The sequence below is a fragment of the Frankia sp. CeD genome (assembly GCF_000732115.1).
GTDB classification, from domain to species: domain Bacteria; phylum Actinomycetota; class Actinomycetes; order Frankiales; family Frankiaceae; genus Frankia; species Frankia casuarinae.
Window position 1 is genome coordinate 166,275 of record NZ_JPGU01000005.1, and the last position, 13,535, is coordinate 179,809.

12 protein-coding genes are annotated in these 13,535 nt (G+C 69.7%); 7 read left to right on the plus strand and 5 right to left on the minus strand.

The features are described 5' to 3' along the window. The first annotated feature begins 190 nt into the window (after positions 1–190). Complete coding sequence (locus tag CED_RS05715; RefSeq protein ID WP_369807792.1) at positions 191–1,291, plus strand: PP2C family protein-serine/threonine phosphatase; 1,101 nt, start codon at positions 191–193, stop codon at positions 1,289–1,291. On the opposite strand, the gene CED_RS21370 is transcribed toward CED_RS05715, so the two are convergent. The 4 genes from CED_RS21370 to CED_RS05740 all read right to left on the minus strand — a co-directional run bounded on the left by CED_RS21370 (position 1,285) and on the right by CED_RS05740 (position 7,391). Further along, the gene (locus CED_RS21370) at positions 1,285–1,905 is read right to left on the minus strand and encodes a MerR family transcriptional regulator (RefSeq protein WP_235186906.1); all 621 of its coding nucleotides are present in this window, start codon (positions 1,903–1,905) and stop codon (positions 1,285–1,287) included. The genes CED_RS05715 and CED_RS21370 overlap by 7 nt on opposite strands. Before the next feature lie 19 nt (positions 1,906–1,924). Next, positions 1,925–3,757: an MFS transporter gene (locus CED_RS05725; protein WP_011435993.1), complete on the minus strand. Its 1,833-nt coding sequence runs from the start codon at positions 3,755–3,757 to the stop codon at positions 1,925–1,927. Positions 3,758–4,223: 466 nt separating this feature from the next. Next, positions 4,224–6,443 carry an ATP-dependent RecD-like DNA helicase gene (locus CED_RS05735; RefSeq protein ID WP_011435991.1) on the minus strand — a complete coding sequence of 740 codons (2,220 nt, stop codon included), beginning with the start codon at positions 6,441–6,443 and terminating at the stop codon, positions 4,224–4,226. A 264-nt stretch (positions 6,444–6,707) separates the two neighbouring features. Continuing rightward, a complete protein-coding gene (locus CED_RS05740) occupies positions 6,708–7,391 on the minus strand; it encodes a TetR family transcriptional regulator (protein WP_011435990.1) in 684 nt (227 codons plus the stop codon). 84 nt (positions 7,392–7,475) lie between these two features. On the opposite strand from CED_RS05740, the gene CED_RS05745 reads away from it, so the two are divergent. From CED_RS05745 to CED_RS05770, 6 genes are all read left to right on the plus strand, one after another. Beyond that, complete coding sequence (locus CED_RS05745; RefSeq protein WP_035909043.1) at positions 7,476–8,318, plus strand: 3-hydroxybutyryl-CoA dehydrogenase; 843 nt, start codon at positions 7,476–7,478, stop codon at positions 8,316–8,318. A gap of 83 nt (positions 8,319–8,401) precedes the next feature. Further along, entirely contained in the window at positions 8,402–9,565 is a 1,164-nt protein-coding gene (locus tag CED_RS05750; RefSeq protein WP_011435988.1) for an acyl-CoA dehydrogenase family protein, read from the plus strand. A 188-nt stretch (positions 9,566–9,753) separates the two neighbouring features. Then, on the plus strand, positions 9,754–9,957 hold the full coding sequence (locus CED_RS05755; RefSeq protein WP_235186907.1) for a hypothetical protein: 204 nt from the start codon (positions 9,754–9,756) through the stop codon (positions 9,955–9,957). Between the two features lie 139 nt (positions 9,958–10,096). Next, a complete protein-coding gene (locus CED_RS05760) occupies positions 10,097–11,014 on the plus strand; it encodes an NADP-dependent oxidoreductase (protein ID WP_035909045.1) in 918 nt (305 codons plus the stop codon). Then, positions 11,011–11,811, plus strand: coding sequence for a GNAT family N-acetyltransferase (locus CED_RS05765; protein ID WP_035908988.1), 801 nt, complete (start codon positions 11,011–11,013; stop codon positions 11,809–11,811). The genes CED_RS05760 and CED_RS05765 overlap by 4 nt, the downstream gene beginning before the upstream one ends. A 199-nt stretch (positions 11,812–12,010) precedes the next feature. Further along, positions 12,011–12,550 carry a pyridoxamine 5'-phosphate oxidase family protein gene (locus CED_RS05770; RefSeq protein ID WP_011435984.1) on the plus strand — a complete coding sequence of 180 codons (540 nt, stop codon included), beginning with the start codon at positions 12,011–12,013 and terminating at the stop codon, positions 12,548–12,550. Between the two features lie 28 nt (positions 12,551–12,578). Here CED_RS05770 and CED_RS05775 read toward each other — a convergent pair whose 3' ends face one another. Next, entirely contained in the window at positions 12,579–12,911 is a 333-nt protein-coding gene (locus tag CED_RS05775; protein ID WP_011435983.1) for an alcohol dehydrogenase catalytic domain-containing protein, read from the minus strand. Positions 12,912–13,535: the final 624 nt, after the last annotated feature.

Below are 13,535 nucleotides of genomic sequence, written 5' to 3' on the forward strand. Positions count from 1 at the left end.
GATCGAGGTCTCGGCGGGCCGGGCCCGCCGCCGGGNCAGCGCGTCCATGCTGGCTGGTGAGGCCCCCTGGAAGCAGGCTCCGGCGGGTTCGGTCCGGACCGCTCGCGGGTAGACAGACACCCATGCGGCCTGGCCAAGGCGAGATCCCCGGGCGGATCTCCCGGGGTGCTGAGGGTGCTGCGGTACTGAGGTGCTGAGGGTGCTGCGCTGGTTCGCCCCGATCGCCCCGATCGCCCCGATGCTCATACTCGCCCTGGTGGTCGGACTGCAACTGAGCAACCAGAAATGGAACGTGATCGGACTCGCGATTCTGAGCCCCATGCTCGCGGCCACGTTCGCCGGACCCCGGCTGACCGCAGGCTACGGGGTGGCGGCGGTCCTGGCGGGCATCCTGCTGGGTCTGCACGATGACCTGTTCGGCCGGAGCGGCGGTGGCCCGACGGCCCAGGTGGTCCGGCTGGTCGGGGTCACGGCCGGCGGAGTGATGGCCGTCCTGGTCAGCCGATACAACATCCGACGCGAGACGAAGCTGCAGAACGTCACTCGGGTGGCCGAGGTGGCGCAGCAGACGATCCTCAGTCCCGTCCCGTCGTCGTCCGGCGGGCTGCGGTTCGCCGTCCGCTACGAGAGTGCCACCGTGGAGGCCATGATCGGTGGGGATCTGTACGAGGTCGTCGACAGCCCGTGGGGAACCCGCCTGCTCATTGGTGACGTACGGGGCAAGGGGCTCGACGCCGTGCGGATCGCGAGCCGGGTGCTCAGCTGCTTCCGGCTGATGAGTCGACGCACGGGCGGCCTGCGCGATCTGCTGGCGAACCTCGACGCGGAGGTCGCCGATGCCAGCTGCCTGGACGACTTCGTCACCGCGGTCGTCGGGCAGGTCGACGGCAGCCGTCTGACGCTGGCGAACGCGGGACATCCCGATCCCGTTCTCGTTCGTGCCGGGCAGGCGGATCTGCTCACTGTCTCGTCCAGGCTGCCACCGCTCGGGCTGATCACGGACGGGAGCAACGTGACGGACACCGTGCTGCGGGCGGGGGATCGCCTGCTGTTCTATACCGACGGCATCACCGAGGCACGCGCCCCCACGACCGGCGCCTTCTTCCCCCTGCTGCCCGCGGCCGAGGCCGCGTTCGCCCACACGTCACTCGACGAGGCGCTGACCGATCTCGCCGACCGGGTCCGGGACTGGACGCGATCGACGCTGAACGACGATGTGGCGCTCCTGGCGGTCGAGGTTCCCGGACCGACCCGGCACGCCGGCCCAACCCGACGATCGGATGATCACTGAGAGCTGTCGGCGACCCCCTTGGCCAGCCGGTCCGCCCGCTCGATCCGTTCGTCGATCTCGTCACGGAAGGCCACCAGCCGGCTGATTTTCTCGTCAATCTCGACGCGGAGCCTCCGGTAGGCCGACGTGCCCTCGGTCAGCAGCCGGATGCGGTCCGCGTCGTCGGACGCCGCGTGGTACTCCTGCCGGACCTGGGCGAGACGATCCTCGTAGGCGAGGATCGTGCGGATCTCGTCCAGGTTGAAGCCGAGCAGCGTCTGCAGCTCGCGGATGCGCCGCACCCGGGCGAGGTCGGAATCCGCGTACAGCCGGTTCCCGCCCAGGGTGCGCCCGGACGGGGTGAGCAGCCCCACCTCCTGGTAATACCGCAGGGCCCGCACCGAGACGCCCAGTTCCTGCGCGGCCTGACCGATCCCGCGCAGGTCACGAGCCGCATCCTTGACCGCGCTCTTGGCCGCGCTCTTGACCGGGCTCTTGGCCGCGTCGCCGTCCCGCACCAGGCAATTGTTCCGCACGGCGCCATCGGCCCGCACGGCGCCATCGGCCCGCACGGCGCCATCGGCCCGCACGGCGCCATCGGCGGCTCTGATCATCGACGTCAGGGCCTTTCTCACGCTCGGCCTAGCCCGCGGCCTATCGCTCGGCGGCCAGGGGGCTGCTCGAAAGAGCGCTCCCGGCACCGTCCTCCATCGCCGCGATGTCGCCCGCGCCGGCCAGCCCCTCGGCCGTCTCTTCGAGCAGCGGACGGCGCACGTGCGGCCGCTGCTTCCCGCGCAGCCAGGAGAAGCCCGCGGCGACCAGGCAGGCGACGGCGGCGAAGGCGAAGGCGAGGCGCAGACCGTCACCGAACGGCCCGGAGATGAGGTTCGGGAAGAAGGTGTGCCCGGTGAGGAAGTCGGCCTTCGCCGGGTCGAGCTGCGACAGGGTGTCCGGGCCGAGCAGTCGCTCGGTGGGGTTGTACCCGAGGAACGCGGCGAACAGGCTGCCGATCGGCGGCAGGTTCGCCAGCTCGTGCGCCTTCGCCGGGGAGACGCCCTGCCCGACAAGCCCGGAGTACATGGCGTCCGGAAGGCTGGCGGCCAGCCCGAGCGCGATGATGGTGAAGAAAACACCGATGGACAGCACGCTGGCCGAGTTCTGGAACGTGTTGAGCATGCCGGCACCGGCACCGCGCTGGTTGGGCGGCAGGGTGTTCATCACGCTGCTGGTGTTCGGCCCCGCGAACAGGCCCATGGACAGGCCCATCAGCAACAGGATCAGCGCGAACCACGGATAGTCGAAGTCGATGGGAATGGCGTCGAACAGCAGGAACGCCACCGCCGTGATCACCAGTCCCAGGGTGGCGAACGGACGCGCACCGTAGCGGTCCGCGAACCGGCCGGCCAGCGGCCCCGCCACCAGGAATCCGACGGTCACCGGAATCAGGTAGATGCCGGCCCACAGCGGGGTCTTCTCGAAGCTGTAGCCATGCAGCGGCAACCAGATCCCCTGCAACCAGATAATCAACATGAACTGCAGACCACCACGGGCGAGCGCGCCGAGCAGAGCCGCGATGCTGCCCATGGTGAAGGTCCGGCTCCGGAACAGGTCCAGGCGGAACATCGGGTCGGCGGAGCGCAGCTCGATGACGACGAAGCCGATCAGCACCGCGAGACCACCGAACAGGCAGCTCAGCACGAACGGCTTGGTCCAGCCCATCGTGTGACCGCCATAGGGCTGCAGCCCGTAGACGATGCCGGTCAGGATCGCGATGAGGCCGACCGCGAACGTGATGTTGCCGGCCCAGTCGATCCGGGCCTGGGTGCGCGCCCCGTTGTCGCGCAGCTTCAGGTAGGCCCAGACCGTCCCGAAGATGCCGAACGGCACCGAGACAAGAAAGACCAGATGCCATTCGACCGGCGCCAGCAGACCGCCGATCAACAGCCCCAGAAATGATCCGACGATCGCCGCGACGCCGTTGACCCCCAGGGCGAGCCCGCGTTCGTCCTCCGGGAAGGCGTCAGTGATGATCGCGCTGGAGTTGGCGAAGAGGAAGGCACCGCCCACGCCCTGCAGCACCCGCATGATGATGATCCACCAGGCGGCTGCCGTGCCATGCATCCAGGTGACGGCGAGCAGGATCGAGAACAGCGTGAAGATCGCGAAGCCGAGGTTGTACATCCGCACCCGGCCGAACATGTCGCCGACCCGCCCCAGACTCACCACGAGCACCGAGGTGACCAGCAGGAATCCCATCAGGATCCAGAGGAAGTACGAGGTGTTCTCCGGTGCGAGCGGGTCTATCTCGATTCCCCGGAAGATATCCGGAAGGGCGATGAGAAGAATCGAACTGTTGATCGTCACCATCAGGATGCCAATGGTCGCGTTCGACAGCGCGATCCACTTGTAGTTGTCCGGACCGGGCCGGGCCAGGACCTCGTCGGCCTCAAGCGACAGGGTGCCGGCGGCGGTGTCGGAAGTCGTCACCGCACGAAGGTAGCGCCTCTATCTAACGTCAGCGGTAGATGTGACATGGTTCATAGCGGCCGGAGGCCGATATACGCCGTTGTGGGCGTCGGCTTCGCGACCGGGGATTGCCAGCCGGCCGACCGGGCGCCCCCGTCCCCGGACCAGGTAAGGGTCCGGGGCACGAACGCCGACGAATGAGGAGACGACGATGCTGCTCGCCGAGGAACTTCTCCTGCTCGCGCTCGCGGGCCCGGCCCGTCTACTCGAGGTGGTGGCACCCGAGCGCGCGTCCCGCGGGCACGCGAAGGAGCGGATCCGGACGGCGACCGACCTGACGCCGGTCGCCCCGATCGTCAAGAAGGTCATCGCGGANGCGGAGGCAGTGGTCATAGCCGCGGCAACCAGCGTGAGCCTGGGCGTGGCGGCGTCGAGCTGACCGTGTCGCCGTTACCGTTACGAGCCGATGGTAGGTGGTGTTCACCAGTCACCCGCTACGCAGCCGGTGGTCGAGCGCGGTGTGCCGCTGGCCGTGACCGGCGGCCCGCACCGCCTGGCCGATCGCCCGGCGGGATCCCACCAGCACGACCAGCTTCTTCGCCCGGGTGACGGCCGTGTAGAGCAGATTGCGTTGCAGCATCATCCAGGCGCTGGTGGTGAGCGGGATGACGACCGCGGGGTACTCACTGCCCTGGGAGCGGTGGATCGTCACCGCGTAGGCGTGGGTCAGCTCGTCGAGCTCCCCGAAGTCGTAGTCGATGTCCTCGTCCTCGTCGGTCCGGATGGTGAGCGTCTGGTTCTCCACATCCAGCGCGGTGACCACGCCGAGAGTGCCGTTGAAGACCCCGCTCGCGCCCTTGTCGTAGTTGTTGCGCACCTGCGTAACCTTGTCGCCGACCCGGAACGTCCGGCTGCCAAAGCGCCGCTCGGCCACGTTCGGGCGGGACGGCGTCAGGGCCTCCTGCAGCAGGGTGTTCAGCGCGCCGGCCCCCGCCGGGCCGCGGTGCATCGGGGTCAGTACCTGCACGTCCCGGCGCGGATCAAGCCCGAACTTCGCCGGAATCCGCCGGGCGACCACCTCCGCGGTGATTTTCGCCGCCTCCTCCGCCTCCTCGGCGGCGAACAAGAAGAAGTCGGGCAGTCCCCGGACCAGCGGATAGTCACCACGGTTGATGCGGTGCGCGTTGGTCACCACCCCGGACTCGGTCGCCGCTCGGAAGACCTGGGTGAGCCGGACATGCGGGATCGGCGTCCCCTCGGCGAGCAGGTCGCGTAGCACCTGGCCGGCACCGACCGACGGCAGCTGGTCGACGTCGCCGACCAGCAGCAGATGCGCGCCGGGCGGAACCGCCTTGGCAAGCTTGTTCGCCAGTAGCAGGTCGACCATCGACGCCTCGTCAACGACGATCAGGTCGGCGTCGAGCGGGCGGTCCCGGTCGAAGGCGGCGTCACCGCCCGGCCGCAGCTCCAGCAGCCGGTGCACCGTCGATGCCTCGTGCCCGGTCAGCTCGGTCAGCCGCTTCGCGGCCCGGCCGGTCGGCGCGGCGAGGATCACCTTCGCCTGCCGGGCCAGTGCGAGCGTCACGATGGAGCGGACGGTGAAACTCTTGCCGCAGCCCGGTCCGCCCGTCAGCACGGCGACCCTGGACGTCAGGGCAAGCTGCACCGCATCGCGCTGGGCCGGCGCGAGCTCGACCCCGGTCCGCTCCCGCAGCCAGCCCAACGCCCGGTCCCAGTCCACCGAGGCGAAGGCGGCCAACCGGTCCGCGCCGGTATTCAGCAGGCGGCGCAACTGGCCGGCAACGGATATCTCGGCCCGGTGGAACGGCACCAGGTAGATCGCGGCCGTCGGCGTCGCCGGATCCTCGCTTGGAACCTCCTCCCGGACGACCCCGTCCTCGGCGACCAGCTCCCCCAGGCACTCGATGACGTCACCGGTGTCGACCTGGAGAATCTGCACGGCGTCGCTGATGAGCCGGGGCTCGGGCAGAAAGCAGTGGCCACCGCCGTCGGTGGCCTCGGACAGCGTGAACAGCAGGCCAGCCTTGATCCGCTGCGGACTGTCATGCGGAATCCCCACCGCCTTCGCGATGGTGTCCGCGGTGCGGAACCCGATGCCCCAGACGTCCGTGGCCAGCCGGTAGGGCTCATTGCGCACCACACCGATCGACGCGTCCCCGTACTGTTTGTAGATCCGCACCGCCAGCGAGGTGGACACACCCACCCCCTGAAGAAAGACCATCACCTCCTTGATGGCCTTCTGTTCCTCCCACGCCTCGGCGATCGCCCTGGTACGCTTCGGGCCGAGCTTCGGCACCTCGATGAGTCGTTCCGGCTCCTTTTCGATGACGTCCAGCGCCGCGACCCCGAAATGCTCGACGATGCGTTCGGCCAGGCGCGGACCGATGCCCTTGATAAGGCCCGAGCCGAGATAGCGCTGCACGCCCTGGACGGTCGCCGGCAGCACGGTCGTGTAATCCTCGACCTGGAACTGGCGGCCGTACTGCGGGTGCGAACCCCATCGCCCCCGCATCCGTAGCGACTCCCCCGGCTGCGCGCCGAGCAACGCCCCGACGACGGTCACCAGGTCACCGCCGCGCCCGGTGTCAACCCGCGCGACCGTGTAGCCGGTCTCCTCGTTGGCATAGGTGATCCGTTCCAGCACCGCATCGAGGACCGCGCCGCGGAAGGGTTCGCGTCCGATCATGGTAGCCGCCGGGACGCCGGGACGATGAGAATCACCGCTTCCTCGGGGTGGGACAAGACGATCTCCAGCTTCGGATGGGGTAGCAGGGTAACGGACCGAGCGGGGCAACGAGCAGAGCAGCCGGGCGGGCGGTGTCCGCCCCGGACCGTGTGCCCATCCTGCCCTTCGGTCGATCGCCACCGTTCCCCGGCGCGGTCCGGGGCGTCCCCTTCCGTGACCAGTACCGCGAAGTAGGTCCGCCGGCATCCCTTTCAGACACCCTCGCTAGCTCAAGGGGCGCCGCTGTTCCTCTTCAAGTGCCCGACGCAGCCGGGTGACCACGGCGTCCACGCCGGCGGAGGTGCGGAATATGACAACGGCTGTCCCGGCTTCAGCAGGTGTTTCGAGATGCTCGAGCGCCACCTCCATCGCACGGTTGAACTCCTCGCCGGGGGAGGTGGTCTCGCCTCGGAGCCAGCGTCGGAGCACATGGTTGTGGGCGGTGACGATGGCCGCGGACACCAACTCGGCACGCAGGGCGCCGTCGGGCGCGTTGCCCATCCAGTCGCGCAGGAACCTGGCGAACAGGCGCTGATACTGCCGGATGCCGGCCACCTCGCGGGCGCGCAGTGTAGGGACGGTGCTGGTCAGGCGGTAGCGGGCGCGGGCGAGCTCGCCCTCGGCGAGGTAGTGCTGCAGCACTATGCGGGCGGCCTCCGCGAGAGCGAGCCCGCGGGTCTCTGGAGCGGCGGTCGCAAGCCGGGCTTCGATGTGGCCGAGCAGCACGTCGTGCTCGGGAAAGATCACGTCCTCCTTGGACCGGTAGATCCGGAAGAACGTCGTCCGACCGACGCCCGCGCGTTGCGCGATGTCGTCGACCGTCGTGCCCTCGAAGCCACGCTCCTCGAAGAGCTCGAACGCCGCCGCGACGAGCCTGTCCTTGGCCAAGCGGGCCGGCTGCTGCTCCACGGCACCGAAATTACTTGGTGGTACGTAGTTCCACAACTATGATACTGCGTACCAACACCGTGGAGGAGGAGCCAGGTGAACGCCATCAACAAGGTCGGTATCGTCGGCTGTGGCCTGATGGGTGCCGGGATCGCCGAGGTCTGCGCCCGTGCCGGCAAGGACGTGGTCGTCGTGGAGATGACCACGCCCGCCGTGACCGCGGGACGGCAGCGCCTGGAGACATCACTGTCCCGCGCGGAGAGCCGCGGCAAGGTGGCCAGCGCCGCGGAAGTACTCGAACGCATCCAGGTCGTCGAGGACATCGAGGCCCTGGCCGACCGCGGCCTCGTGGTGGAGGCGATCGTCGAGGACGAGACCGCCAAGTCCACGCTGTTCAAGCGACTCGACGAGGTCGTCAAGGACCCGGACGCGGTGCTGGCCTCCAACACCTCCTCCATTCCGATCATGAAGCTCGCCGTGGCCACCGAACGGCCCACCCATGTCCTGGGTATCCACTTCTTCAACCCGGTCCCGGTGCTGTCCCTGGTCGAACTGGTGCCGAGCCTGCTGACCGACCCGGAGACGACCGAGCGGGCGCGGGCGTTCGTGCAGGACGATCTGGGCAAGCACGCCATCGACTGCCAGGACCGGGCGGGCTTCGTGGTCAACGCCCTGCTGATCCCGTTCGTGCTCTCGGCGATCCGGATGCTGGAGTCCGGGTTCGCCACGGCCGAGGACATCGACCAGGGACTGGTCCGTGGTGCCGCCCACCCGCAAGGACCGCTGGCGCTGGCTGACCTGATCGGGCTGGACACCACCAAGGCAGTGGCCGAGTCGCTGTACGAGGAGTTCAAGGAACCCCTCTATGCGCCGCCGCCGCTGCTGGCCCGCATGGTCGACGCCGGCCTGCTGGGTCGCAAGACCGGCCGCGGCTTCTACACCTACTGAGCGCCCTACACCTACTGAGCGCCTTAGTAACTCTTCTGCACCTACTGAGCGCCCTGGCAAGCGACCTAGTGAGCGAGGAACCCATGACCGCCACCGACTTCGACCTGTACCGACTCAGCGACGAGCACCTCGAGTTGCGCGACGCCGTGCGCACCCTGGCCTACGACAAGATCGCGCCGTACGCCGCCGACGTCGACGCCCACAGCCGGTTCCCGCAGGAGGCCTACGACGCGCTGGTGGCCTCCGACTTCCACGCGCCCCACGTCCCTGTCGAATACGACGGCGTCGGCGCCGACGCGCTCGCCACCTGCATCGTCATCGAGGAGGTCGCCCGCGTCTGCGCGTCCTCCTCGCTGATCCCCGCCGTGAACAAGCTCGGCAGCCTCCCGCTCATCCTCGGCGGCACCGACGACCTGAAACAGCGATACCTCCCACCGCTGGCCCGCGGCGAGGCCGCCTTCTCCTACGGCCTCTCCGAACGTGAGGCCGGCTCCGACACCGCTGCGATGAAGACCCGCGCCGTCCGCGACGGCGACCACTGGGTGCTCTCCGGGCAGAAGTCCTGGATCACCAACGCGGGGATCTCCGAGTACTACACCGTGCTCGCCGTCACCGACCCCGACGGCCGACGCGGCGCCAACATCAGCGCTTTCATCGTGGAGAGCTCCGACCCGGGCTTCTCCGTCGGCAGCCCGGAGAAGAAGCTGGGCATCAAGGGCTCTCCGACCCGCGAGCTGCTCTTCGACGACTGCCGAATTCCCGAGGATCGTCTCATCGGCGAGCTCGGTCACGGCCTCCGGCTGGCGCTGCGTACTCTCGACCACACTCGGGTGACCATCGGTGCACAAGCCATCGGCATCGCCCAGGGCGCACTCGACCTCGCCCTGAACTACGTCAAGGAGCGCAAGCAGTTCGGCAAGCGCATCGCGGACTTCCAGGGGATCCAGTTCATGCTTGCCGACATGGCCATGGCGCTGGAGGCCGCGCGCCAGATGGTGTATGTCGCCGCCGCCAAGTCCGAGCGGGGGGACGCCGACCTCACGTTCTTCGGCGCCGCCGCCAAGTGTCTGGCGTCGGACACCGCCATGCAGGTGACCACCGACGCCGTACAGCTACTCGGCGGCTACGGCTACACCCAGGACTTCCCCGCCGAACGGCTCATGCGGGACGCCAAGATCACCCAGATCTACGAAGGTACCAACCAGATCCAGCGCATCGTCATGGCCCGCCAGCTCCTCGCCGGCTAACTCCGCTGGCCCTACCTGGAGGGAGTTAGCAGGCTTATGGGAGTCACCGGGTCGGCTGTAGGGCAGGCTCGGTGCCGGTAGCCACCGGCGGGGTCGTGGCCGTGAGCGCAGAACCGGCCCCGCCAGGTCACCCCCGCCGAGCAGGTGCGGTCCTACGAGTTACTCACCGAGCAGTGGCTGCGCCGGACGTGAGTCGGCCGGGTTCGCACCTGTCCAGGCCTTTCTCGGCCTCCCAGGTCACCCCGGCCTTTCCCGGCCTCCCCCGGCCTCCCCCAGCCTTCTTCGATCTTCTTCGGCCCTTCTTCGACGTCGAACAGAACCAGAATTCGACTATCGGCCTGACCTCGGCGGTGGCCGCCGCCGTCCCGGTGCCGGCCACCGCCGGAAGGTGACGGCCCGCCCCGGTGTTGTAGGTGATCGCGGTCGGCGTTGACGCCTGCCGCGGACATCGCGGACATCGCGGAGGTCTCGACGCGGTGGGACAGCCGCGGCGGGACGGCCAGGGAAACGGCGAAGGGAACGGTGGTTGTGGTGCCGAAGGCTTACGTCTACAACGACCACGGCGGTCCGGAGGTGGAGGCGTTCGCTGACCTCCCGATCCCGGTGGCCGGGCCGGGTCAGCTCACGATCGCGGTACGCGCCGCCGGGGTCAACCCCGTGGACTGGAAGCTGCGGGGCGGCCTGCGGCTGCCGGCCGCCCCGCCGGCCGTGTTTCCGGTCNTGCTCGGAGTGGAGGCCTCCGGCGTGGTGACGCAGGTGGGCCCGGACGTCAACGGATTCGCCGTCGGCGACGAGGTGTTCGGCAGCGCGCCGGGCGGTGGCTACGCCGAGTACACGGTGCTGACCGCCAGGGAGAGCGCGCGCAAGCCGGCCGCGGTGTCCTTCGTGGCCGCGGCGACGCTTCCGGTCGCGGCGGCGACCGCCTACGACGGCGTGCACCAGCTGGCCCTGCCGCCCGGCGCCACCCTGCTGATCATCGGTGTGGGTGGCGGCGTGGGAGTGGCCGCCGCGCAGATCGCCCGGCATGCGGGCCTGACGGTCGTCGGCACCGCGAGCGCCGGCAAGAAGGACTTCGTCGAGGCCCTCGGCGTGGCGCACGTCGAGCCGGGCCCCGATGTCGCGGACCGGGTGCGGGCCGCCGCGTCCCGGGGGGTCGACGGAATCTACGATCTCGTCGGGGGCGAGACGCTGGACGACGTCGTCGAGGTCCTCGCGGACCGGTCGAAGCTCGTCACGGCCTTGTCTGGGGCGAGCGACCGGTACGGCGGGACGACGGTCCAGCGGGCCCGGGACAGCCGCGTGCTCGACGCGGTCGCCCAGCTGGTCGTGGACGACGCGCTGGACCCGCTCGTGACCGCGACCTTCCCGCTGGACCAGGCCCCGGCGGCGCTGCGCGCGGTGGAGAACGGCCACGCCCGCGGCAAGATCGTGATCAAGGTCGCCGCGTGACCGAGCTTGCCGTTCCCCGACAGCACGCCCCCGGGCGGCACGCCCCCGGGCGGCACGCCCCCGGGCGGCCGGGACCCGACCGGCCGGAGCCCGGGCGGCACGCGACCGGCCAGCATGTGCTGAACAACCCCGTCCGTTCCTCCCTCCTGGGTCCGCACGCGCATTTCGCCGAGCGGGTCGGTGACGTGCTGCGCTACCCGGTCGGCGTGTCACCGTTCGTCGCCCTGCCGGACGTGCCCGACGAGAGCACCTGGCGCAACGTCGCGGCGCTGCTCGGCCCGGGCGCGATCGCGCCGTTCACCGGCATCGACGCTTCCCCGCCGCCCGGCTGGGGGGATGCGATCTTCGACGGCGCGCAGCTCGTAGACGAGGGGGTCGACGCGCTCCCGGACGAGGAGGCCGTGCGGCTGGGGACCGCGGACGTGCCGGAGATGCTCGCGCTGGCCGAACGCACCAAACCCGGGCCGTTCCTGCCTCGCACGATCGAGCTCGGCACGTACCTCGGCATCCGGCGGGACGGCACGCTGGTGGCGATGGCCGGGGAACGGCTGCACCCGCCCGGCTGGACCGAGATCAGCGCCGTCTGCACGGACGCGGACCACCGGGGCCAGGGCCTCGCGACCCGGCTCGTCCGCGCGGTCGCCGCGGGCATCCGGGCCCGCGGGGAGACACCGTTCCTGCACGCCGCGGCGACCAACACGAACGCGATCCGGCTCTACGAGTCGCTCGGGTTCCGGCTGCGGCGTGAGGTGACGTTCCGCGCCGCGCGGATACCGGACATCGAGCCGGCCGCGTGACCACCGCCCGGCCGCGTAACCACCGTCCCGGCCGGCCGGCGAACGCCTTCCCCGCGGACCGGTGCGGACCACCGGCAGGCCATCCCCCGGTCGGACGACCCGCGCCGGCGCGACGACCGGCCCTGCCCGCGGTCGCCCCGTCCGACTACCGTCCAGAAGTGGAGGTACGTCGACTACCCAGAACGAGGGGGATGACGCGATGACCCCGCCGAACGCGGGCGCGCCGGCGCTCGTCACCGTGGCTTCACCGACCGATCGGACCGAGCTGGCCATGCCCACGACGCAGACACCGACCCAGACCAGCGGGACCAGCATCAGGGTGGCGTTCGCCTTCGACCATGCCGGTGGCGGGGTGCTGTCCCCCGCAACCTGCCTGTGGCTGCTCGGGAACGAGCAGCTCGGCCGGGTGGCGTTCCGGGCGGATGGGGAGGTCCTCGTGCTGCCGGTGAACTACGTGATGGACGGGGAGGCGGTGGCCTTCCGGACGGCCGTGGGCTCGAAGCTGACCGCCGCGATCGAGGAGGACGCGGTTGGTTTCGAGGTCGACGGGCGCGATCCGGCGTCCCGCAGCGGCTGGAGCGTCCTGATCAATGGGAAGGCCGTGTCCGTCACCGACCCGGGCACGCTGGCCAGGCTTGAGCAGACGGGACTCAAGCCCTGGGCGGACCGCATCGAGCATCCGCACTGGGTACGGATCCTGCCCGAGTCGATGACCGGCCGGGCCGTCATCCACTCCTGACCCGCCGGCTCGAGCGGAAACCCGCGTTTCAGCGCATCACGAGACCATCGTCGATCACCACCGACTGCCTGGTAGCGTCACCGCGCGCCGCCCGGTCGCCCACGGCGACCGAGCCGACACCATCGCCCACGTCGACCACGGTGCCGCCTAGCTCGTGTCCCAGGACGAGGGGGATCGACAGGCCGGTCAGCGGATGCGGCTCGGCGTGGAAGAGGATGGGGCCGGCGTAGTGCTCGTGCAGGTCGCTGCCACAGATCCCGTTGTGGGCGACGCGAAGTTTGACGTGCCCCGGCCGGCACCCCGGTTCGGGGACCTCCTCGACCTTGACGTCCTCGCGATCTCGGTACACGGCTGCGCGCATGATCGAGGGGGCGGCGGGCCGACGCGGGCCGGCGGGCTCGGGTCGGGTCGGGTAGCTCCGACCGGGTGGCTCCAGCCGGATGTGGCTCCGATCGGGTAACTCCGACCGGGTGGTTCCGACCGGGTGGCTCCGACCGGGTGTGACCGCGGCCGCCATGGCCAGCCTGGCCTATTCCTACCGTCCACCCGCGCAGATTCCCGTGCATCCGCGCACATCATCCGCCGCCGTCCCATCTATTAACCCAGCCGGCTCATCGGATAACTCCCGAGGCCGTTTCCGCTGCCCACCATCAACCCGCTGACGTGCGGGTTTCCGCCGACCTCCAGGAATCTCCTTCGCACCCCCTCAAACCGAGGGGGACCTTGGTGCGGCGACGTGACATGACGCACCCGAAGGAGCCCCTTTCGGGGTAGCATTCAAGACTACCCTCGAACCTTCCGACTGGGGGGAGCAGTATGTTCTCACCCATGGGAGCGACACCATTGACGACCGGCCGGGGCAAGGAGATAACCTTTTCGATGTAGCCGGCAGCGGCCATCCGACGAAGACGGACGGCCAGCCTGGAGCGGAGCCGACGTGGCGGTGTGTCCACTTCACCCGCGATCGGATCATGGAAGGCATCGC